A 19,536-nucleotide genomic window follows, 5' to 3' on the forward strand; every position below is an offset into this window, starting at 1 on the left:
TTAAGCACGGTTTTGAAGACCAGCAAGTTTCGTGAGGAACTTGCTGAGTTTACTAGTGTCAATCCAGTTTATTGCTAGAAAAGAGGCGATTTGTAACTTGCTCTAACACCTTTAATGCTGTTAATGAACCTCGAATCAGCCGAGTAGCAACAAGGGGCTGTCGAAGCATTACCATCGCTAAAGGGAAAGGGTTTAGAGAGCCATCAGAGTTAATTGCTGGTGTGAGATCGGGGATATCATGCTGACAATCGTCGCTGACTACTCGCAGCATTGCCACTGCAACTCCAGCAGTATTGAAAAATTCTAGGGCGGTCAACCCTTCCATATCAACAACATCAGCCGCCAAAGTCTCGCCTAAACGGCGTTTTTCAGCAGCAGACCAAATTACACGATCGCTTGTTAATGACTTGACGAAGGATACTTTATCTGATATTGAAGAGTGTAATTGTGTTGTGAAAGTGTGATCGCATTCTTGCCGTTTTCCAGAGTAAACACAATCTTGATATAGGACAATATCACCAACTGTATAGCGATCGCTCAAGCTGCCACATATACCCATAATCAGCACTCTGGATTTTGGAGCTAGAAATTGTCCATTGTCTTGAGATTGTTGTAAATATTTAAGTAAAGGCTTCATCCCAACAGGTATAGGTACTACCGTTGGGATGGAACCAGTAACGCCGCTTAATCCGCGACAGACAGCTTTATATTCTGCTCCCTGAGGTACCAGAATTGTGTTGATGGGCAAAAAATTAGGCACTAGCCCTCTCGATAGTTTCAAGTTTACGTTTGGGTATTAACTCAAGGGTGCAAAGGGCGATACTGGCAAGTCTGGGTAGTAATTGCGGTTGGAGTAGTCGGGGATCATACTTGCTCATCCGGCGCTGATTTTCCACTAGACAAATGCTAAGAAATTTTTATAGTGTGAGGTCTTTGGTAAAGATGTCAGTACCGGTGGCGGCGAAGCCTGTCTTACTGGGGTGATCATTGCCAAAGACGGCAATCAAATTGCTGAGTGCCTTGCCGTAGTGTTAGAGGGTTTTGACGCTCCGCAGAGGGGTAAATCCCTGGCCACGATGAATTTGTGTATAGGTATTGACAAAAAAGACAATATGGCGTGTCTCTTCGTCTATGATCGGATCAAAGATAGTGAAGATTGACTCTGGAAACACATTGGCTTCACGAGCGATCACAAATAGTCCGTATGCAAAAAAGGTATCCAGACACTCTTCAAAGCCAAAGCGGGTAAAGATTGGCTCAATGTTTTGGGGAACTTGAATGGGTTGACGTTCTGGCAGTTCGATGCCGTAACGGTCATGTCGCTCTGTATCCACTTTATCCCAGAAGGGAATACTGCGTAGCAAAGTCAAGGCTTTATCGTCCAAATCTGACCAAGGGAGATACTCAGGCTCGTATTCCTTGTAGCTTTCTGTAAAACTACGACAAAATAATTCCTTATGCTCAACAGAACCAAGTTTCATGTGTCAAGTTCCATTTTGGATTATAAATTTTGCCACATCTGAGTGACAATAAGTAATATTGCCGTTTTGTGGTGATCAAAACTCGCAAAGCCAAGGTGATTGCTGTAGCATGACTAAATAATTGTGTCACCCACACGATAAATTTCCAAGATGGTAAAGCTTGATCGCTCAAAATCCGCACGAGAACTCTTCAATATTTCCAAATTGGCGATTCAATTTTCGTGGCTGACGGTAAGTTTTTGGATTGCCGTAACGGTAGCTGGTGTTCTGGCTTTCAGTTCCCTCAAGTATGCCTTGTTTCCAGATATTACATTTCCAGTGGTGGTTGTGAATGCTACAGCCCCCCTGACAACTGCCCTGGATACCGAAGCGAAGCTCACCAAACCTTTAGAAGAACGCCTCCGCAAACTAAAAGGACTGGAGAATATTCGCTCATCTACTTATCCTAGTCAAACTGCTGTTGCCCTTTCTTTTGCCGTTGGGACGAATTTAGAAACATCGACCAAAGAAGTTGAAACTGCCTTCAAGCAGGTGACTTTGCCTCAGGGGGCGACTTCTAAAATTATTCCCCTGAATTTAAATGAGTCAGCCGCCATTAGTTATGCTATTGAGAGTCCCACGCAAAATCTCACCGATTTGACGAAGTTGGCGAAAGACGAGATTGTGAGTGCGATCGCTAAACTGCCAGGTGTCCTGAAAGTCTCACTGTTGGGTGGCGGTACTGCAACTCCTCCCATAAATCCATCAAATACGAGTGCAGCTATCCCCCAAGCAGGGGCAACATTAGTCCGGTTTAACGGGCAAGATGCACTCGCATTTCAGGTAATCAAACGTGGCAGTGCTAACACCTTAGAAGTAGTGAATCGAGTTGAAAAAGAAGTCCAAAGGCTACGAGCTACCCTCAAAGATGTCAAACTCACCTTAGCTGCCACCCAAGCAGAATATATCCGCCAAGCCACCCAGTCAACCATCGATGCTTTGTTGGAAGCAGTCTTGCTGTCCATTGTAGTAATTTTTCCTTTTTTATGGAATTGGCGAGCCACCCTAATCTCTGCCTTAGCGATTCCTACATCTTTGTTGGCGACGTTTATCATCATGGCTATTTTCGGCTTCAACTTGGAAACAATTACCCTGCTGGCTTTAGCTTTGGTGATTGGTAGTATTGTTGATGATGCGATCGTTGATGTGGAAAACATCATGCGACACGTAGATGATGGGGAAACTCCTCGCCAAGCGGCGCTTTTAGCTACAAATGAGATTGGGTTGACAGTTACCGCCGCCACTTTGACAGCAGTAGCAGTTTTTCTGCCCATAGGTTTGATGGGTGGGGTAATCGGTCAGTTTTTCAAGCCCTTCGGCATCACTGTTTCAGCCGCGATGCTTGCTTCTATGCTAGTTGCTCGGACTTTATCTCCAGTTCTGGCTATCTACTGGCTGAAACCTAAATCCTCGCTCTCCCCGCGTCGGGAAGCAAAAATCTGGGTGGCGTTTGTCCAATTTTACAGAAATTTGCTGAGTTGGTCTTTAAATCACCGCAAGATAGTTATCGGGTTAGCTGTCCTCAGCTTCATCGCAGGTATAGCACTGATTCCACTAATTCCCAAAGGCTTTATTCCTAAACTCGATCGCGGCGAATTTAATATTGCTTATACAGCTCCTTTGCCGAGTATCCCCGATTTTGGCAGAGGAGGACAAGGAGGACAAGGGAGCGATATTCCCAATGCCCAATCCCCAATCCCCAATACTTCGGCTCCGCTCAGTACAAGTCCCCAATCCCCCATTCCCAATCCTTTAAATGATTCTCTTGAGGTTGCAAAAAAACTAGAAAAGGTTGTGAGAAAATCACCAGCAGTTGAAACGGTATTTACCACTGTTGGTTCTCGTGAGGGTGAGCCGAATAAAGGCACACTCTATGTAAAGCTTAAAAAAGACCGCAAAATCACAACTGCGGTACTACAAGACCAATTGCGCTCCTCGTTACCTACTCTTTCTGGAGTAACTACTAGTGTTGAAGATATTCCATTTGTCGATTCCGGCGGTCAAAAACCCCTCCAAATAGCATTACAAGGTAATGATCTCCAAGCACTAAGCAAAGCAGTCAAAGCGATTAAACAGAAGATTCAGAGGCTACCAGGATTCGCCGATGTCACAGTTACAGGTGAAACAAATCCACAGGGTACGGTTTTTCAAATCGAGCGTCTGAATAATCAACGAGTGGCTTATGTCAGTGCTAATCTTGGCAAGGATCTATCATTGGGTGATGCTACTGATAAAGTGGTAGCTGAAGCTAAGGCGGTGTTACCCCCTAATGTTTCCTTAAATTTAGGAGGAGACTCTGCTAGCCAAGGTGAGGTTTTTAGCAGTTTTGGCAGTACTTTGGCTCTATCTGCCCTGTGTATTGTCATCGTACTAATTTTGCTGTTCAAAACCTGGGTAGACCCTTTGGTGATTGGTGTCTCTTTGCCTTTAGCGCTGGTGGGGGCAATGTTGGCGCTACTAATCACCAAGAGCGACTTTGGGATGATTTCACTGATTGGTTTCGTCTTTTTGCTGGGGCTGGCAAATAAAAATGCCATTTTGCTTGTGGATTACATCAACCAGTTACGTAAAGCTGGCTTAGATCGCACCGAGGCAATTCTCAACACCGGAATAGTGCGCCTCAGACCAATTATGATGACCACGGCCTCGACTATTTTAGGGATGCTACCGATCGCTCTAGGTTTTGGGGCTGGTTCGGAATTGCGATCGCCTATGGCTGTAGCGATCGCAGGTGGGCTAGTGACTTCGACTATCCTCAGCTTGATTGTTGTGCCGGTAGTCTACGCCATTTTGGATGATTGGTTTCCCCGATTTCACATGAGGGAGAGAAGTTGATGCAAGTTTTTGTCACGGGGGGTACGGGCTTTATTGGTGCCCACTTGGTACGGTTGTTGCTGCAACAGGGATATGATGTCAAAGCCCTGGTACGGTCAAGCAGCAATTTGGAGAATCTACGCGGTTTGGAGGTGGAAATTGTCAAAGGTGATTTGAATTCACCAAAGCTCTGGCAACAGATGGCAGATTGTCGATATCTATTTCATGTGGCCGCCCATTATTCCCTCTGGCAAACAGACCGGGAGTTACTGCACCATAACAATGTCTTGGGTACGCGCAATGTGTTGGCAGCAGCCCGCAAAGCTGGTATTGAGCGCACTGTTTATACTAGTTCAGTTGCGGCAATTGGGGTAGGATCATCTGGGGAAGTTGTAGATGAAACACATCAAAGTCCCTTAGATAAATTGGTGGGTGATTACAAAAAGTCTAAGTTTCTCGCTGAACAAGAAGCCATGCAAGCCATTGCAAAAGGTCAGGAAGTAGTTATAGTCAATCCCAGCAGCCCCATTGGCTCGTTGGATATAAAACCTACCCCGACAGGTGATATAATACTGCGGTTTTTACGAGGGCAAATGCCGTTTTACTTAGATACTGGTTTGAATTTTATCGATGTGCGGGATGTGGCATGGGGGCATTTACTGGCTTTGCAACGGGGTAAATCAGGCGATCGCTATATATTAGGTAATCAAAACCTAAGCCTCAAGGAACTACTCGAACAACTCGCCAATATCACAGGTCTAATAGCACCTCAACGAACAGTACCCGCTTGGTTGCCCCTTAGTGTTGCCTGGGTTGATGAAAAGATTCTCGCACCCTTGGGGAAATCGCCCTCAGTGCCATTGGATGGCGTTCGGATGGCGAAACAACCTATGTATTACAATGCCGCTAAGGCTGTACGAGAGTTGGGTCTACCTCAATCTTCGCTAAAAGCGGCACTTAAAGATGCTGTAGATTGGTTTGTTGCTCAGGGGTATGTCAACCCCTCTGGGGAATTCAAAATTCAAAATTCAAAATTCAAAATTAAAGACCCCACAGATAAATCTTGGGGTTGAGAACGTGGTGTTTTGATCAACAGAGGAGTAATAGAATGGCAGTTAATCTACAACAAGCTATGGATATTGGGAAGTATCTTGTTACCCAGCGTTTGAAAGGACGTAAACGCTTCCCCTTAGTATTGATGTTGGAACCTCTTTTTCGGTGTAATCTAGCCTGTACTGGTTGTGGTAAGATACAACATCCAAAGGAAATTTTAAAGCAAAATCTCACCCCAGAACAGTGCTTTGCCGCAGTGGAAGAGTGTGGCGCACCGGTTGTCTCAATTCCTGGGGGAGAACCGCTTCTACATCCCCAGATTGATGAAATTGTTCAGGGATTAATTGAGCGCAAGAAATATATTTACTTGTGTACCAATGGTTTGTTGTTAGAAAAGAGCCTGGATAAGTTTCAACCTTCTCCTTACCTGACTTTCAGCGTCCATTTAGATGGAATGCGAGAGTTGCACGATCAGTGCGTCGATCGCAAAGGTGTTTTTGATATTGCTGTCAAAGCTATTCGTGCCGCTAAAGCTAAAGGTTTTCGTGTCACCACTAACACCACTATCTTTGAGGGTACTCAACCCAAAGATATGCAAGAGTTCTTCGACTTTCTGGACACACTAAATACTGACGGAATGATGATTTCTCCCGGCTACAGTTACGAGTGGGCACCAGATCAAGATCATTTTCTCCATCGAGAACAAACACGCGCCCTCTTCCGGCAAATTCTGGCTCCATACAAAGCTGGTGAAAAAAACTGGAACTTCAATCACAATCCGCTTTTCTTAGATTTTCTCACCGGTGAGAAGGACTACGAATGCACGCCTTGGGGTAGCCCTAGCTATAGCGTTCTCGGCTGGCAAAAACCTTGCTATCTGCTGAACGAAGGTTATTACTCTACCTTCAAGGAGTTACTAGCACAAACTGACTGGAGTCAATACGGCCAGAAGAGTGGTAATCCCAAGTGTGCCGATTGCATGGTTCACTGCGGCTACGAACCTACCGCCGCAATGGATGCAATGCAACCGCAAAATATGGCGCGTGCCCTTGGGAGTGTGTTTGGCAGGGGCTAGGGCGTGTTTTCAAACTACTCGTTTAGCCTCCTAATTTTTCAGATCCCCCTAAATCCCCTGATAAATTGGGGGACTTTAAAAGATTCTTCGCCCCCCTTTATTAAGGGCAGGGCTGTTTCATTCCCTAAGACAGGTAAAATAGCAAGTGTTGAGGGGATAAAAATCATGGGTGCGAATCTGATTGAGCAATTGCGGCAAGTGGAAGATTTTAGAACTCTAGATGGTCGAAGACATCCACTGTGGTTGGTATTACTGTTTGTAATAATGGGCACTATGAATGGATATGTTGGGTATCATGCATGGGGGGATCTAAGACTTTGAAAACAGGCCCTAGTACTCGACCAACCCAAAAATCATGGGTGAAGGCAGGCACTTCTTGAGCAGGGAGAGCAGGGGAAGAAAAGAACTTGATTTTATTACCATAAACCCCACAAAGTTTGTTTGGTGAGTAAACCAAGTTTAGAATCTTTCTCTGCTTCTGTCTGTGTTCTCTGTGCCTCTGCGGTTCGTTATTTAATCCAAGCATTGTTAGTTTGACACAGTACTGTAAGTAGTAGATGCTACACAAAATAATAGTGTGATGCCTGCGGCGGGCTATTCGGCGTCGCACCCTTAAGCATTATGTTTTGGTTCGTAGCGAAAAGCATGTAGGCACAATTCATGAATTGTGCTTATCAAGAGATAAAAGATATAGGAGTGAATATGAATATAGAGACGTAGCAGTGCTAGGTCTCTACAAGGGTTCTGGATAACGCATATTTAATTTCTGGAGATGTCTAAGCATTTTGGGCAACGCATACATATAGCAATCGCCAAGGCGATTAAGACATATACTAGAAGTAGTCCTTTTTCTGGTACTGCGATCGCTTTGACCTATGCCCAAACCTTACAGTTACGATCTTCGTCAAAAGCTTATCCAAGCCATTGAACTCGATGGACTGAAAAAAAGCGAAGCAAGTGTTCTATTCAATATCAGTCGCAATACTATCGATCTGTGGTTGAAGCGACAAGCTGAAACAGGCGACTTCCAAGCCTTACCCAATCAGCCTCCCGGTAATGGGCACAAGATCACTGACTGGGAAAAATTTCGTGAGTTCGCTCTATCGCATGGGGATAAAACCCAGGTCGAGATGGCAGAACTTTGGGACGATCAGATCAGCGATCGCACCATCTCACGGGCCCTGAAGAAAATTGGCTTCACGCGAAAAAAAAGACCTATGGCTACCGTGAGCGCGATGAAGACAAACGACAGGCGTTCATAACGCAGTTATCCACTCTGCCTCCGCAGAAGATCGTGTATATCGATGAGTCTGGGATGGATTGTCGAGACGTATATGATTACGGTTGGACTTGAATTAGGGCAGCGCTTCCATGCACTCAAATCAGGACGGCGTGAAGGTCGGGTGAACATGATTGCCGCACTGTGTAACCAAAACTTGATAGCTCCCTTTACTGTTGAAGGAGCGTGTAATCGAAAAGTGTTTGAAACCTGGTTGGAGACTTGTTTGCTTCCGACCCTTGAACCCGGACAGGTTGTGGTGATGGATAATGCCACATTCCACAAAGGTGGACGCATTCAACAACTGATTCAGGATGCCGGGTGTGAACTGCTGTACCTACCGCCTTATTCTCCAGACCTCAACAAGATTGAGAAATGCTGGTCTTGGTTAAAAAGTCGAATCCGCAAACAACTGGAGCAGTTTGATTGTTTACGAGATGCCATTGAGAATGTCCTGCGTTTCGCGTCCTAACCGTCTTGGCGGTTGCTATAATTAATTTCTGGAGATGTCTAATGGATGCAATCCAACCGCACATATAGCGCGTGCCCTTGCCAGGAGTTAGTAAGTAGCCAATAATACATAACTAAAATGTGCGATGCCTGCTGCGGGCTATTCGGCGTCGCACCCTTAAAGGGATCTCCCAGAGAGAAATTATCCCATCTTTGGGGTTGCAGAAAAGTCAATAGGTAAAAGAAATAAAAGTGTAAACTTATGTAAAGTAAATTAACAAACATAACAATAATTTGTAATAAATAATGACGCGGCAGCATTGTATAAAGATATCTTGGAAAGAAAAAACAACATCTTAATCAGGTTTTCCAGTCGTTCATAGAAGTTTGAAGTTTTTTAACAAAAGTTTTAATCTGAAAGCCTGGAGATCGTAAACTTATTCTGTGGATGTCTGTTTTGAACCTTTCGTAACTCGTCAGGCAGGGCTAACATCAAAAAACTGAAACCATTCAGTTTTGAGTCCAATTATTCTTAACCAAGCAAATTAGGAGATTTAAGGCAATGGTTTTAGATGCATTTGCAAAAGTAGTTTCCCAAGCTGATACACGTGGGGAATACCTCACCGATGCACAATTGGATGCATTAAGCGAAATGGTCAAAGATGGTAACAAGCGTACAGATGCCGTGAACCGTATTACCAGCAATGCATCTGCTCTTGTTGCTGCTGCTGCTCGTGATTTGTGGGCAGAACAACCCCAATTGATCACTCCTGGTGGTAATGCTTACACCAGCCGTCGTGCAGCTGCTTGTATTAGAGACTTGGACATCATTCTTCGCTATATCACCTACGCTATCTTTGCTGGCGATTCCAGCGTACTAGATGACCGTGCCCTCAATGGTTTGCGGGAAACTTATTTGGCATTGGGAACTCCTGGAGCATCAGTTGCCGTTGGTATTCAGAAGCTGAAACAAGCTTCGCTAGCCATTGTCAACGATCCAAATAACATCACCAGAGGAGATTGCAGCGCTCTGTCATCTGAAATAGCTAGCTATTTCGATCGTGCTGCTGCTGCTGTGGCTTAAGCCAAGCATTGCTGATGTTGACTAAATAATTGTCCATAGGACAAAACAAAATTTCAACCATAAAGTTTGTGAAAGGGAAATAGCAAAATGTCAAAAACACCTCTAACTGAAGCAATTGCATCGGCTGATTCTCAAGGTCGCTATCTCAGCAGCACTGAAATTCAAGTTGCTTTTGGTCGCTTCCGCCAAGCGCCAGCTAGCTTACAAGCAGCAAAAGCTTTGAGCGCCAATGCTCAACGCTTGACCGAAGGCGCAGCGCAAGCGGTGTATAACAAGTACCCTTACACCACTCAACAACAAGGCCCCAACTTCGCGGCTGATGCACGCGGCAAAGGCAAGTGTGTACGTGATATCGGCTACTACTTGCGGATTATCACATACGCATTAGTTGTGGGTGGCACAGGGCCCTTGGATGATTTCTTGATTTCTGGCTTGGCTGAAATCAACCGGACTTTTGATCTGTCTCCTAGCTGGTACATTGAAGCTCTCAAGTACATCAAAGCTAACCACGGTCTAAGCGGCGATCCAGGTGTTGAAGCAAATTCTTACATCGACTATGTAATCAATACTCTAAGCTAGAGTGTTTCTTTAGCCCGGAGAGGAAATCAGCTCTTATGACAAGTAAGTTCTATGAGTTGTTTACCTCTCCGGGCAGTTTTATTTTCAAAAGACTGTTAAAAAACTAGAAAAAATTTTCAAAAAAGTTTTCAGTTTTGCAGTTAAAACTGAGGAGGTTTAAAGATGGCGGCTTTGGGACAAGCAGCAAGATTAGGGATTGGAGCATTTGAAAACTCAGCACTGGTAGAACTACGTCCAGATAGAACAGAAGCGGATGTGGCAGTGGTTATCCGAGCAGCTTATCGGCAGGTTTTGGGTAATGCATACCTGCTAGAGGGAGAGGGTCTCGAGAGTGCTGAATCACTCCTACAGCAGGGTGAGATTTCAGTTCGGGGTTTTGTATTGGGCATTGCTCAGTCAGAACTCTATCGGGAGAAGTTTTTCTACTCCAACTCACAAACTCGATTTATCGAGCTGAATTATAAGCATTTATTGGGTCGTGCCCCAGAAGATGAGTCAGAAATTTCCTACCATGTTGAGCTATACAACTCACAAGGTTACGAAGCTGAAATTAACTCATACATTGACTCATTAGAATATCAAGAGAACTTTGGCGAAAATATTGTGCCCTACTATCGAGGCTTTAAAAGCCAAGTAGGACTGAAAAACGTTGGCTATAGCCGACTGTTCCAATTGTATCGGGGTTATGCCAATAGCGATCGCGCTCAAGGACAAAAACAAGGACGGCTAACCTGGGAAGTAGCTAAGAATCTAGCTTCACCCATTTACCCAGTTTCCTCCGGAGCCTTAACAGGTCTCTCTACAGGTGGTCGCGGGGAAACATACCGCATCAGAGTGTTACAAGCAGCTTCCCCGAACTCAGCTGTAGTGCGGCGGGGTACTGCGGAATTGATCGTACCATACGAGCAACTTTCTAGTAAATTGCAGCAGTTGAATCGCAAGGGCAGTAGGGTTATTAGCATTACAGCCGTATAAATAGGGAATCGGGAGGGGAGTAGGGAGTAGGGAGTAGAGAGTAGGGAATTTCACCACTCTTAACTCCCCACTCCCCACTCCCCTTACCAATTACTAACTTACAAAGGGAAAATTACCAATGGCTATTACAACAGCGGCTTCCCGTCTGGGAACAGAACCTTTTAGCGATCAGTCTCCTGTGGAATTGCGTCCAAATGCAACCAAAGAAGACATTGAGAGAGTAATTGCTGCCGTCTATCGTCAAGTTTTGGGCAACAACTACATCTTGACATCTGACCGCCTCACAAGTGCTGAATCTATCCTGCGCGATGGGAAAATTACAGTGCAAGAGTTTGTGCGTCAGCTAGCAAAATCAGAGCTGTACAAATCCAAGTTTTTCTACGACAATTTCCAAACTCGCGTCATTGAGCTGAACTATAAACATTTGTTGGGTCGTGCACCTTATGATGAGTCTGATGTAGTTTATCACTTGGACTTGTACCAAAACAAGGGATATGAAGCCGACATTGATTCTTATATTGATTCGCCAGAGTATCAATCTAACTTTGGTGAAAATATTGTGCCTTACTATCGTGGCTTTAAAACCCAAACAGGACAGAAAACTGTGGGATTTAGTCGGATATTCCAACTTTATCGCGGCTATGCCAGTAGCGATACTTCACAACTTAAAGGCAAATCTTCTCGCCTTGCAAGCGAACTAGGTCGCAATAGTGCATCCGTCGTTGTTCCTCCCTCCGGTGGCCCTTCAGGCTTTTCATACGTTGCTTCTGAAAAAGGCGTTACCCCCAACAGTACTTTCGGTGGTGCGGGAACTTTTGGAAAAGAAGGCAGACTTTACCGCATTGAAGTAGCAGGTGTTTTTGGATCTGGCTATCCTAGGACACGTCGTGTTAATCAAGCGGTAATTATACCTTATGAAGAACTATCTAGTTACTTCCAGAGAGTGGTAAAACAAGGTGGTAAAATAGCTAGTGTGAAACCACTTTAGTCTGATTAGTCAATAGTCATTAGTCAATAGTCATTATTAAGGACAAAAGACTAATGACAATTTAAAATTGGGAAAAAATTTTATGGTTGGACAAATTAGTAGAACAAGTAGTCGCTACTTTCGGTATGAAGTAGTGGGTCTGCGGCAAAGCGAAGAAACCGACAAAACCAACTATCCCATTCGTTCTAGTGGCTCTGTGTTTTTCACAGTACCTGAGAACCGGATGAATCAAGAAATGCAGAGGATTACTCGCTTGGGTGGCAAAATAGTCAGCATTCAGCCATTGAACGCTGAAGCTCAAACAAATAGTCAACAAAGCGATTCTGCTTCTTCATAATGAATTTCAGTCCGCAGAAAATTGAAGATTTATCACCGACAGGTGACAATGCCAACGGTGAATCTTTAACAGTAGAGGAAGCGCTCGCTAATCTTGAAAGTGCAGATTTAGGTCTGCGATTTTATGCTGCCTGGTGGTTGGGCAGGTTTCGGATATGTGAAGTAGCTGCGGTTACAGCACTGATCAAAGCCTTAGAGGATGAAGCCGATAGGACACCAGAAGGCGGATATCCTCTCCGACGGAACGCAGCTAGGGCCTTAGGGAAACTTGGCGATCGCCAGGCAGTATCACCTTTAATTGGGTGTTTAGATTGCTCAGATTTTTATGTACGGGAAGCGGCAGCACAATCCTTAGAGATGCTGGGCGATCCGGTTTGTATTCCAGCGCTAATCAAGCTATTAGTAGTAGGTTTGCAGGGAGAGCATCTCATATCAAAGCAGCCTGATTTCTCTCAACCCTACGAGGCTCTTTTAGAAGCCTTGGGAACTTTGAGGGCGACTGAGTTCACCCCTTTGCTAAAGCCATTCTTAGAGCATCCAATGGAATTGGTGCAATATGCTGCCGCCCGGGCCATGTATCAATTAACCCATGAACCAGTTTATGGAGAACGGTTGGTACAAGCTCTGGCGGGAGATAAATTGCAATTGCGTCGAGCAGTGTTGGCAGATTTGGGAGCCATTGGATATCTACCCGCAGCAGATGCGATCGCACAGACTCTTGCTGAAAATAGCCTAAAGCTAATTTCTCTTAAAGGATTACTAGAACATCAAGTTAATCACATAACACCAAGCACTTTCTCAAAAGGTGCGATTAAAGTGATCAATCTGATGGACTCGCTGTTGTAGTCATAAATTCTAGTTGAAGAAGAATTCAGCTATTCTGAATTCAGGAGCAAAGCCGGAGACGTTTCCGTTGCTCCGGTCAGAATAAATTAGTGGCTGATCTCAATCCCCCACTAATTGAACTGCGCTATCCGCCAGTCGGACTTAAATTCTGAATTCTGAACGGTAGTTGCTCTACTTGGGGAGACTCCTACAGCCCTTCTCCTAAAGGAGACGCTGTTCGCGTTCGGGCATCCTACGGCAGGCGCTAGCCTCTCCCAAAGGAAGAAGACGGCACTACCTGCTGCTGACTCCTGAATTATTTTCTGATCATTAGTTGTTATTAATACGTTACAACTAAATCTTTACCACAGATAAACCCCCAAGCTAACTGTAAAATCAGGGCTAGGGGGTTTATGTATGATGTCAACTACGGATAGCTTAAGCTACAATTAGCTGACGACTAATTACTCAAGAAAAATTATTATGAATAACAGCGATTTGGCCCAAATATTGACCCGTGCTGTAGAAGAAGCAGATTCGTCGGATCGCTTATTAGACGCAGTTCAGGAGTTAGCAGCAGCTGGTATAGAAGAAACTGTTCCTACACTAATTGCAGCTTTGGGCTATAACAATCCAGGGGCGGCGGTGGCTGCGGTAGATGGGCTGATTGCAATCGGGGAAGCCGCAGTGCAGCCACTATTGCAACTAATTGATGACTACAACTATAGCGCTAGAGCCTGGGCTATTCGTGCCTTAGCGGGAATTGGCGATGTCCGGGCGCTGGATACCTTGTTAGAGGCAGCAAAAACCGATTTTTCCCTGAGTGTGCGGCGGGCAGCTGCTAGGGGATTAGGCACTTTGCGCTGGCATCAAGTACCACCTGAGAAACTAGAATCTATTCAGACTCAGGTACTAGAGGCGCTATTACTAATTTCTCAAGATCCAGAGTGGGTAGTGCGCTATGCAGCAGTAACGAGTTTAGAAACATTAGCCATTGCAATAGCAGTCACTTTACCCGATCAAGCGTCACGGATTACAAATCAACTTCAGCAAATGCTCGATACAGATGTTGATCTTGGAGTTCGTACCCGTGTCAAGTTTGCACAGGAAAAAATTCAGCCGCAACAGCCGCAACAACATCAAGAAGTCTTTGTACCTAAAATAAAGCTACAAGACACTGAAGTTCCTCATCGTGGCGGTAGCAGACGCTAAGAAATTACAAAATTTGGTGTTGCTGAATTAAGGGATAATTCTTGTTGGGTGGGCCGAAAAGCCCGTCCCTTGTATTTCGGGGCGGGCTTTTCGGCCCATCCCACAAAACTAGCAAAATCATTCCGCATTTATACAACGCCCAAAATTTTTAGCCGATTTCAATTGCATGGAATACAAGTCTGTCGTAGGGGTGCATAGCTGTGCTAACCTATCGCGTGTTGCATCTAAATGAGAATCGCTGTAAAACTAACCAGACAATAAAGACTGAATTTCTCCCTGGATATTGCCACGGGCACATGGTTCGGCGAACTCTGACATTAAAGGCGTAAAGTAAATACGCGATCGCTGTAAAAATCTTTCTAAAATCTGCTTACGACCTGTGATATAATCTACTTCTGACACCCAGCCATATTCCTGGCGAATGGCATAGGCGTATTCTCCATACTGCACTTGGTTAGTAGCCAAAATCGCTAAATCTGCATCAAGTAGGACTTGGCTATCACAGTCATCCACCGCAGCTTGGTGGTATTTAGTGTTTAGAATGAGACGGGTAACAGTAGTTATGGTACTTTCTGGAAGACCCAAATTACTCAGCAATTCAAAAGCATAGTCTGCGCTTCGTTGTTCATTATCTTGAGCCTCAGTATCATACACTACATCGTGAAACCAGCCAGCAAGTTGAACAGCAGCTAGGTTGTTGGTGTAGCCTTGCAAAATCTCAATTGTGCTGAGGACGTGATCAATGTGTTTTAGTGTATGGTAGTAGCGACCAGAGGTAGAGTAAGCTGCAACCAACTCATGAAAGGCTTTCTCAGCCGCTACCTGGTTAACTCCAAAGAGTTGGAGTGTGTGTTGCCAGTTAGAAAATAAGATATGCGTGAGGTTTTCTGTAGGCATAAACGTAGTATCTACACTCTTAGTATGACCGAACACTTTGCGGTGAGCAAGCCCCTAAATTCATTTATGGGGGTAAGCAAACTCTTCTATCAACTCACTAGCGCTTATTCCTCCATTTGATGCTTCGTTCTTAATATTTTCCCCCTGCTGCCTCATCCCCCCACTCCCCACTAGATATATGAAAGCGTCAAAATAGAAGACACAGGCTTTGTACAAAAAGCCTTGCCTTAATTAAGGAGTTTATTATCAGTGGTATTACAAGTACAAACAAGCACCTACGAAGCTAAAACCCAAGAAATTGCTAAACAACTTCTAGCAGCAACGCAGGAAAATCGTTCGTTTTTTTCTTCCCTGCGGGATCAAATGCGCTGGGATGATAAATTACTAGCTTGGGCGATGAGTAATCCTGGGTTGCGGGTGCAACTATTTCGCTTTATAGATACGTTACCTGCTTTGCACAGTAAATCAGAAATTGCCTCACATTTACAAGAATATCTCGGCGATGAATCTGTAGAATTACCGGCAGCTTTGAAGGGAATGCTAAACTTTGCTAACCCCGACTCTATGCCAGGACAAGTTGCTGCTACAACCGTTGGTACAGCCGTTGAGACTCTTGCTCATAAATATATTTCTGGGGAAAATATTAAACAAGTTATCAAAACAGTTGAACGACTGCGAAAAGAGAAAATGGCTTTCACCATCGACTTACTTGGTGAGGCAGTGATTACCGAAGCCGAAGCGCAGTCTTATCTAGAACGCTATCTAGAATTGATGCAACAATTGGTAGAAGCATCGAAGAATTGGACAGCTATCCCGGCTATTGATGAGGCTGATGGCGAAGCAATCTCAAAAGTTCAGGTTTCTGTGAAGTTAACGGCGTTTTATTCCCAATTTGACCCATTAGATGCTAAAGGTAGTGAGGAGCGAGTTAGCGATCGCATTCGTATTCTCTTACGTCGTGCTAAAGAATTAGGCGCAGCTGTGCATTTTGATATGGAACAGTATGCCTATAAGGATATCACTCTCAGCATCCTGAAAAAACTGTTACTAGAAGAAGAGTTTCGGCAACGCACGGATATTGGCATAACAATTCAAGCATATCTGCGTGATAGCGAACAAGATGTCAAAGACGTAATTTCTTGGTTGAAACAGCGCGGTTATCCCCTGACAATCCGCTTGGTGAAAGGCGCATATTGGGATCAGGAAACTATCAAAGCAGCGCAGAAGCATTGGCCACAGCCAGTTTACAACGACAAAGCGGCAACTGATGCTAACTTTGAAACCATCACTCAGTTGTTGTTAGAAAATCATCAATATGTGTATTCTGCCATTGGTAGCCATAATGTGCGATCGCACTCTCGCGCCATTGCCATAGTTGAAAGTTTAAATGTCCCTCGCCGTCGCTTTGAATTACAAGTCCTCTACGGTATGGGTGATAAAGTTGCCAAGGCGTTGGTTGACAAAGGTTATCGGGTGAGAGTTTACTGTCCCTATGGTGAATTATTACCTGGGATGGCGTATTTAATTCGGCGGTTGTTAGAAAATACAGCTAATAGTTCTTTTTTACGGCAAAATCTCGAAAATCGTCCAATTGAGGAATTATTAGCAGCGCCGCTCGTCAAAGAAGAAAAAAACTCTTTAACTCCTAACTCCTCACTCCTAACTCCTCACTCTCATTTCCTCGGTGCTGCTGATACCGATTACGCTGAAGAAGAGGTGAGAATGAAAACGGCGCAAGCTTTCCAAAGCGTTCGTCAACAACTTGGTAAAACTTATTTACCGCTAATTAATGGCGAGTATGTTAATTCGCCGGAATTTGTTGATTCTCTCAATCCTTCTAAGTTCAGTGAGGTAATTGGTAAAGTTGGGTTGATTAGCGTTGAACAAGCAGAACAGGCGATGCAAGCTGCGAAAGCGGCATTTCCTGGGTGGAAGAAAACACCAGCTAAACAACGCGCTGATATTTTGCGGAAAGCGGGTGATTTGATGGAACTCCGCCGCGCTGAACTTTCAGTTTGGATAGTTTTGGAAGTTGGGAAACCAGTTAAAGAAGCTGATGGAGAGGTTTCGGAAGCGATAGATTTCTGTCGGTATTACGCTGACGAGATAGAACGGTTAGATAAGGGTGTGAATTACGACATACCTGGTGAAACTAACCATTATATTTACCAGCCACGGGGGATTGCTGTAGTAATTTCTCCCTGGAATTTTCCGCTAGCGATCGCTTGTGGAATGACTGTTGCAGCTTTGGTTTCCGGCAATTGCACTCTCCTAAAACCTGCGGAAACATCTTCTGTGATTGCAGCGAAACTCACAGAAGTCTTGGTAGATGCTGGTTTTCCCAAAGGTGTATTTCAATACGTACCTGGCAAGGGTTCGCAAGTCGGCGCTTATTTAGTAAATCATCCAGATACTCATGTAATTGCTTTTACGGGTTCCCAAGAAGTCGGCTGTAGAATTTACGCAGAGGCGGCAACTTTGAAACCCGGACAAAAGCACATGAAACGGGTGATTGCTGAAATGGGTGGCAAGAATGCCATTATTGTCGATGAAAGTGCTGATTTAGACCAAGCTGTTGTGGGAGTTGTGCAGTCAGCATTTGGTTACAGTGGACAAAAATGTTCTGCCGCCTCCAGGGTGATTGTGCTGCAACCGATTTATGATGCCTTTGTGCAACGGTTGGTAGAAGCGACAAAATCCTTGAACATTGGAGAAGCAGAGTTACCAAGTACACAAGTTGGGCCAGTAATTGATGCTAATGCCCGCGATCGCATCCGCGAGTATATTGAGAAGGGTAAGGCAGAAGCACAATTAGCCTTGGAATTACCAACACCCGAACAAGGATATTTTATCGGGCCAGTCATCTTTAGTGAAGTATCGCCAAATGCGGTAATTTCCCAAGAAGAAATTTTTGGCCCTGTGCTGGCGGTAATTCGGGTGAAAGATTTCCAGGAAGCGTTAGCAGTCGCCAACGGTACAAACTACGCCTTAACTGGAGGACTTTATTCTAGAACACCTTCGCACATTCAGCAGGCGCAGGCAGAATTTGAAGTCGGGAATTTGTACATCAACCGCAATATTACAGGTGCTATAGTTGGGCGGCAACCCTTTGGTGGATTCAAACTTTCTGGAGTAGGTTCTAAAGCAGGCGGCCCTGATTATCTCCTGCAATTCCTCGAACCACGCGCGGTAACAGAAAATATTCAGCGCCAAGGTTTTGCACCAATTGAAGGTGCTGATTAAAGTTTGTAGGGTGGGCAATGCCCACCTTTTTTTATATATTAAATACAGAAAGAGTTTGATGAGTAATTTAGTCATAAAAGTTGCTGATTTTCCTGAAGAATTTCCAGCGATCGCAGCAATTAGAAAATCGGTTTTTCAGGAAGAACAAGGAGTAGATCCCGCTTTAGAGTTTGATGGCAAAGATGAAATATCTCAGCATTTGATTGCTTATTTAGATCAGAAAGCTGTGGGTACTACCAGAATTAGATATTTAGATAATAAAACTGCCAAAATAGAAAGACTTGCTGTTTTGTCTACAGCTAGAGGGCAGGGTATTGGTAAGAAAATTATGATTAAGGCACTAGAGGTTATAGCTAATAAAAATATTCCAGAAGTTGTAATTCACGCCCAAGAGTATGTAAAAGTTTTGTACCAAAAATTAGACTTTGTAGAAGAAGGACAAATATTTGAAGAAGCTGGTATTCCCCATGTGATAATGAGAAAAATTTTCCACTTAGGATAATTTAGGATTGCTGCATCCATTAGTTTATTAACCTATATTCATTAATAAACCGAATGCGAGGTGCTATTATAGGCATCTAGCATTTCCAGAATTTCTTATTTTTATCTGGCTAGAATCATCAAGTGTTCATCACGATTAAGCAGTCACATAAAAATTGTTTTCGCTTAATAACACTCCACCAAATAATTGTACAAATTTTACCTGAGTAAACGCATCTGCACTACCATCTTGATCAAAGTACAATGCACCTGTATTGTTATTATAGATAAATCGTTGAGCGATCGTTGTTGCAGATGTTCCAAGTGTAAACTGACTATCAGAAAGTAAACCTAGTGATAATCCCCCACCAAAACCAGCAGATGTTAGCTGAATACTTTCATTATTAGTGTTGAAGTCATAAATACTATCAACGTCTTCGTTGTAGCTATTGAAAACAAAGCTATCAATACCACTCCCTCCATAGAGGGCATCATTACCTTTCCCAGCGATGAGGGTATCATTCCCAGCACCACCCTCGAGGGTATTATTCCCTGAAGCACCAGAGGCAGAGAGATAATCAGTGCCATTGCCCCCATCAAGAAAATTATTGCCTGTTGAATTGTCAACAATCAAGATATCGTTACCAGCGCCACTGTTGAGGGTATTATTACCTGAGGCGATATTACCGTCAAGGTTGCCAGAGGCCAAGAGATAATCATTGCCAT

At 44.2% G+C, this 19,536-nt stretch carries 17 protein-coding genes and 1 pseudogene; 14 read left to right on the forward strand and 4 right to left on the reverse strand.

Annotated features, from left to right (window positions below; all coding sequences use genetic code 11):
* Positions 1-58: 58 nt before the first annotated feature.
* Together ACFFAP_RS17620 and ACFFAP_RS17625 are read right to left on the reverse strand one after the other, a co-directional pair.
* Positions 59-760 carry a phosphorylase gene (locus tag ACFFAP_RS17620; RefSeq protein ID WP_375512419.1) on the reverse strand — a complete coding sequence of 234 codons (702 nt, stop codon included), beginning with the start codon at positions 758-760 and terminating at the stop codon, positions 59-61.
* Positions 761-1,031: 271 nt separating this feature from the next.
* Positions 1,032-1,481: a hypothetical protein gene (locus ACFFAP_RS17625; RefSeq protein WP_375512420.1), complete on the reverse strand. Its 450-nt coding sequence runs from the start codon at positions 1,479-1,481 to the stop codon at positions 1,032-1,034.
* 150 nt (positions 1,482-1,631) lie between these two features.
* On the opposite strand from ACFFAP_RS17625, the gene ACFFAP_RS17630 reads away from it, so the two are divergent.
* From ACFFAP_RS17630 to ACFFAP_RS17685, 12 genes are all read left to right on the forward strand, one after another.
* Complete coding sequence (locus ACFFAP_RS17630) at positions 1,632-4,355, forward strand: efflux RND transporter permease subunit (protein WP_375512421.1); 2,724 nt, start codon at positions 1,632-1,634, stop codon at positions 4,353-4,355.
* Positions 4,355-5,407, forward strand: coding sequence for a hopanoid-associated sugar epimerase (gene hpnA, locus ACFFAP_RS17635; protein WP_375512422.1), 1,053 nt, complete (start codon positions 4,355-4,357; stop codon positions 5,405-5,407). The genes ACFFAP_RS17630 and hpnA overlap by 1 nt, the downstream gene beginning before the upstream one ends.
* Before the next feature lie 35 nt (positions 5,408-5,442).
* Positions 5,443-6,462: an adenosyl-hopene transferase HpnH gene (gene hpnH, locus ACFFAP_RS17640; RefSeq protein WP_375512423.1), complete on the forward strand. Its 1,020-nt coding sequence runs from the start codon at positions 5,443-5,445 to the stop codon at positions 6,460-6,462.
* Positions 6,463-7,337: 875 nt separating this feature from the next.
* A complete protein-coding gene (locus ACFFAP_RS17645; protein WP_375512424.1) occupies positions 7,338-7,724 on the forward strand; it encodes an IS630 transposase-related protein in 387 nt (128 codons plus the stop codon).
* Positions 7,725-7,796: 72 nt separating this feature from the next.
* Positions 7,797-8,213 carry an IS630 family transposase gene (locus ACFFAP_RS17650; protein WP_375512425.1) on the forward strand — a complete coding sequence of 139 codons (417 nt, stop codon included), beginning with the start codon at positions 7,797-7,799 and terminating at the stop codon, positions 8,211-8,213.
* Positions 8,214-8,753: 540 nt separating this feature from the next.
* Positions 8,754-9,275, forward strand: a complete 522-nt coding sequence (locus ACFFAP_RS17655) for a phycocyanin subunit beta (protein WP_334847886.1) — start codon at positions 8,754-8,756, stop codon at positions 9,273-9,275.
* An 87-nt stretch (positions 9,276-9,362) separates the two neighbouring features.
* Complete coding sequence (gene cpcA / locus ACFFAP_RS17660) at positions 9,363-9,854, forward strand: phycocyanin subunit alpha (protein WP_334874434.1); 492 nt, start codon at positions 9,363-9,365, stop codon at positions 9,852-9,854.
* Between the two features lie 162 nt (positions 9,855-10,016).
* Positions 10,017-10,829: a phycobilisome rod-core linker polypeptide gene (locus tag ACFFAP_RS17665; RefSeq protein ID WP_375512426.1), complete on the forward strand. Its 813-nt coding sequence runs from the start codon at positions 10,017-10,019 to the stop codon at positions 10,827-10,829.
* Between the two features lie 118 nt (positions 10,830-10,947).
* Positions 10,948-11,817 carry a phycobilisome rod-core linker polypeptide gene (locus ACFFAP_RS17670; RefSeq protein ID WP_375512427.1) on the forward strand — a complete coding sequence of 290 codons (870 nt, stop codon included), beginning with the start codon at positions 10,948-10,950 and terminating at the stop codon, positions 11,815-11,817.
* An 82-nt stretch (positions 11,818-11,899) separates the two neighbouring features.
* On the forward strand, positions 11,900-12,154 hold the full coding sequence (locus ACFFAP_RS17675) for a phycobilisome linker polypeptide (protein WP_375512428.1): 255 nt from the start codon (positions 11,900-11,902) through the stop codon (positions 12,152-12,154).
* Complete coding sequence (locus ACFFAP_RS17680; protein ID WP_375512429.1) at positions 12,154-12,999, forward strand: HEAT repeat domain-containing protein; 846 nt, start codon at positions 12,154-12,156, stop codon at positions 12,997-12,999. Before ACFFAP_RS17675 ends, ACFFAP_RS17680 begins: the two co-directional genes overlap by 1 nt.
* Positions 13,000-13,461: 462 nt before the next feature.
* Positions 13,462-14,190: a HEAT repeat domain-containing protein gene (locus ACFFAP_RS17685; RefSeq protein WP_375512430.1), complete on the forward strand. Its 729-nt coding sequence runs from the start codon at positions 13,462-13,464 to the stop codon at positions 14,188-14,190.
* 246 nt (positions 14,191-14,436) lie between these two features.
* Here the strand turns inward: ACFFAP_RS17685 and ACFFAP_RS17690 are convergent, their stop codons facing one another.
* Entirely contained in the window at positions 14,437-15,087 is a 651-nt protein-coding gene (locus ACFFAP_RS17690) for a hypothetical protein (RefSeq protein ID WP_375512431.1), read from the reverse strand.
* 249 nt (positions 15,088-15,336) lie between these two features.
* Between ACFFAP_RS17690 and pruA the strand changes: the two genes are divergently transcribed.
* Together pruA and ACFFAP_RS17700 are read left to right on the forward strand one after the other, a co-directional pair.
* Positions 15,337-18,330, forward strand: a complete 2,994-nt coding sequence (gene pruA, locus ACFFAP_RS17695) for an L-glutamate gamma-semialdehyde dehydrogenase (RefSeq protein WP_375512432.1) — start codon at positions 15,337-15,339, stop codon at positions 18,328-18,330.
* Positions 18,331-18,388: 58 nt separating this feature from the next.
* Positions 18,389-18,832 (forward strand): GNAT family N-acetyltransferase, encoded by a 444-nt coding sequence (locus tag ACFFAP_RS17700; protein WP_375512433.1) that lies wholly within the window; start codon positions 18,389-18,391, stop codon positions 18,830-18,832.
* A gap of 135 nt (positions 18,833-18,967) precedes the next feature.
* Here ACFFAP_RS17700 and ACFFAP_RS17705 read toward each other — a convergent pair.
* Positions 18,968-19,536, reverse strand: a pseudogene (locus tag ACFFAP_RS17705) (calcium-binding protein); the annotation flags it as partial.

Source organism: uncultured Nostoc sp. (assembly GCF_964245575.1).
Lineage (GTDB): Bacteria > Cyanobacteriota > Cyanobacteriia > Cyanobacteriales > Nostocaceae > Nostoc.

Coding starts and splice junctions, on each gene's coding strand:
- ACFFAP_RS17625 (WP_375512420.1), bottom strand. CDS start 1,481: ATGAAACTTGGTTCTGTTGAGCATAAGGAATTATTTTGTCGTAGTTTT.
- ACFFAP_RS17630 (WP_375512421.1), top strand. CDS start 1,632: ATGGTAAAGCTTGATCGCTCAAAATCCGCACGAGAACTCTTCAATATT.
- hpnA (WP_375512422.1), top strand. CDS start 4,355: ATGCAAGTTTTTGTCACGGGGGGTACGGGCTTTATTGGTGCCCACTTG.
- hpnH (WP_375512423.1), top strand. CDS start 5,443: ATGGCAGTTAATCTACAACAAGCTATGGATATTGGGAAGTATCTTGTT.
- ACFFAP_RS17645 (WP_375512424.1), top strand. CDS start 7,338: ATGCCCAAACCTTACAGTTACGATCTTCGTCAAAAGCTTATCCAAGCC.
- ACFFAP_RS17650 (WP_375512425.1), top strand. CDS start 7,797: ATGATTACGGTTGGACTTGAATTAGGGCAGCGCTTCCATGCACTCAAA.
- ACFFAP_RS17655 (WP_334847886.1), top strand. CDS start 8,754: ATGGTTTTAGATGCATTTGCAAAAGTAGTTTCCCAAGCTGATACACGT.
- cpcA (WP_334874434.1), top strand. CDS start 9,363: ATGTCAAAAACACCTCTAACTGAAGCAATTGCATCGGCTGATTCTCAA.
- ACFFAP_RS17665 (WP_375512426.1), top strand. CDS start 10,017: ATGGCGGCTTTGGGACAAGCAGCAAGATTAGGGATTGGAGCATTTGAA.
- ACFFAP_RS17670 (WP_375512427.1), top strand. CDS start 10,948: ATGGCTATTACAACAGCGGCTTCCCGTCTGGGAACAGAACCTTTTAGC.
- ACFFAP_RS17675 (WP_375512428.1), top strand. CDS start 11,900: ATGGTTGGACAAATTAGTAGAACAAGTAGTCGCTACTTTCGGTATGAA.
- ACFFAP_RS17680 (WP_375512429.1), top strand. CDS start 12,154: ATGAATTTCAGTCCGCAGAAAATTGAAGATTTATCACCGACAGGTGAC.
- ACFFAP_RS17685 (WP_375512430.1), top strand. CDS start 13,462: ATGAATAACAGCGATTTGGCCCAAATATTGACCCGTGCTGTAGAAGAA.
- ACFFAP_RS17690 (WP_375512431.1), bottom strand. CDS start 15,087: ATGCCTACAGAAAACCTCACGCATATCTTATTTTCTAACTGGCAACAC.
- ACFFAP_RS17700 (WP_375512433.1), top strand. CDS start 18,389: ATGAGTAATTTAGTCATAAAAGTTGCTGATTTTCCTGAAGAATTTCCA.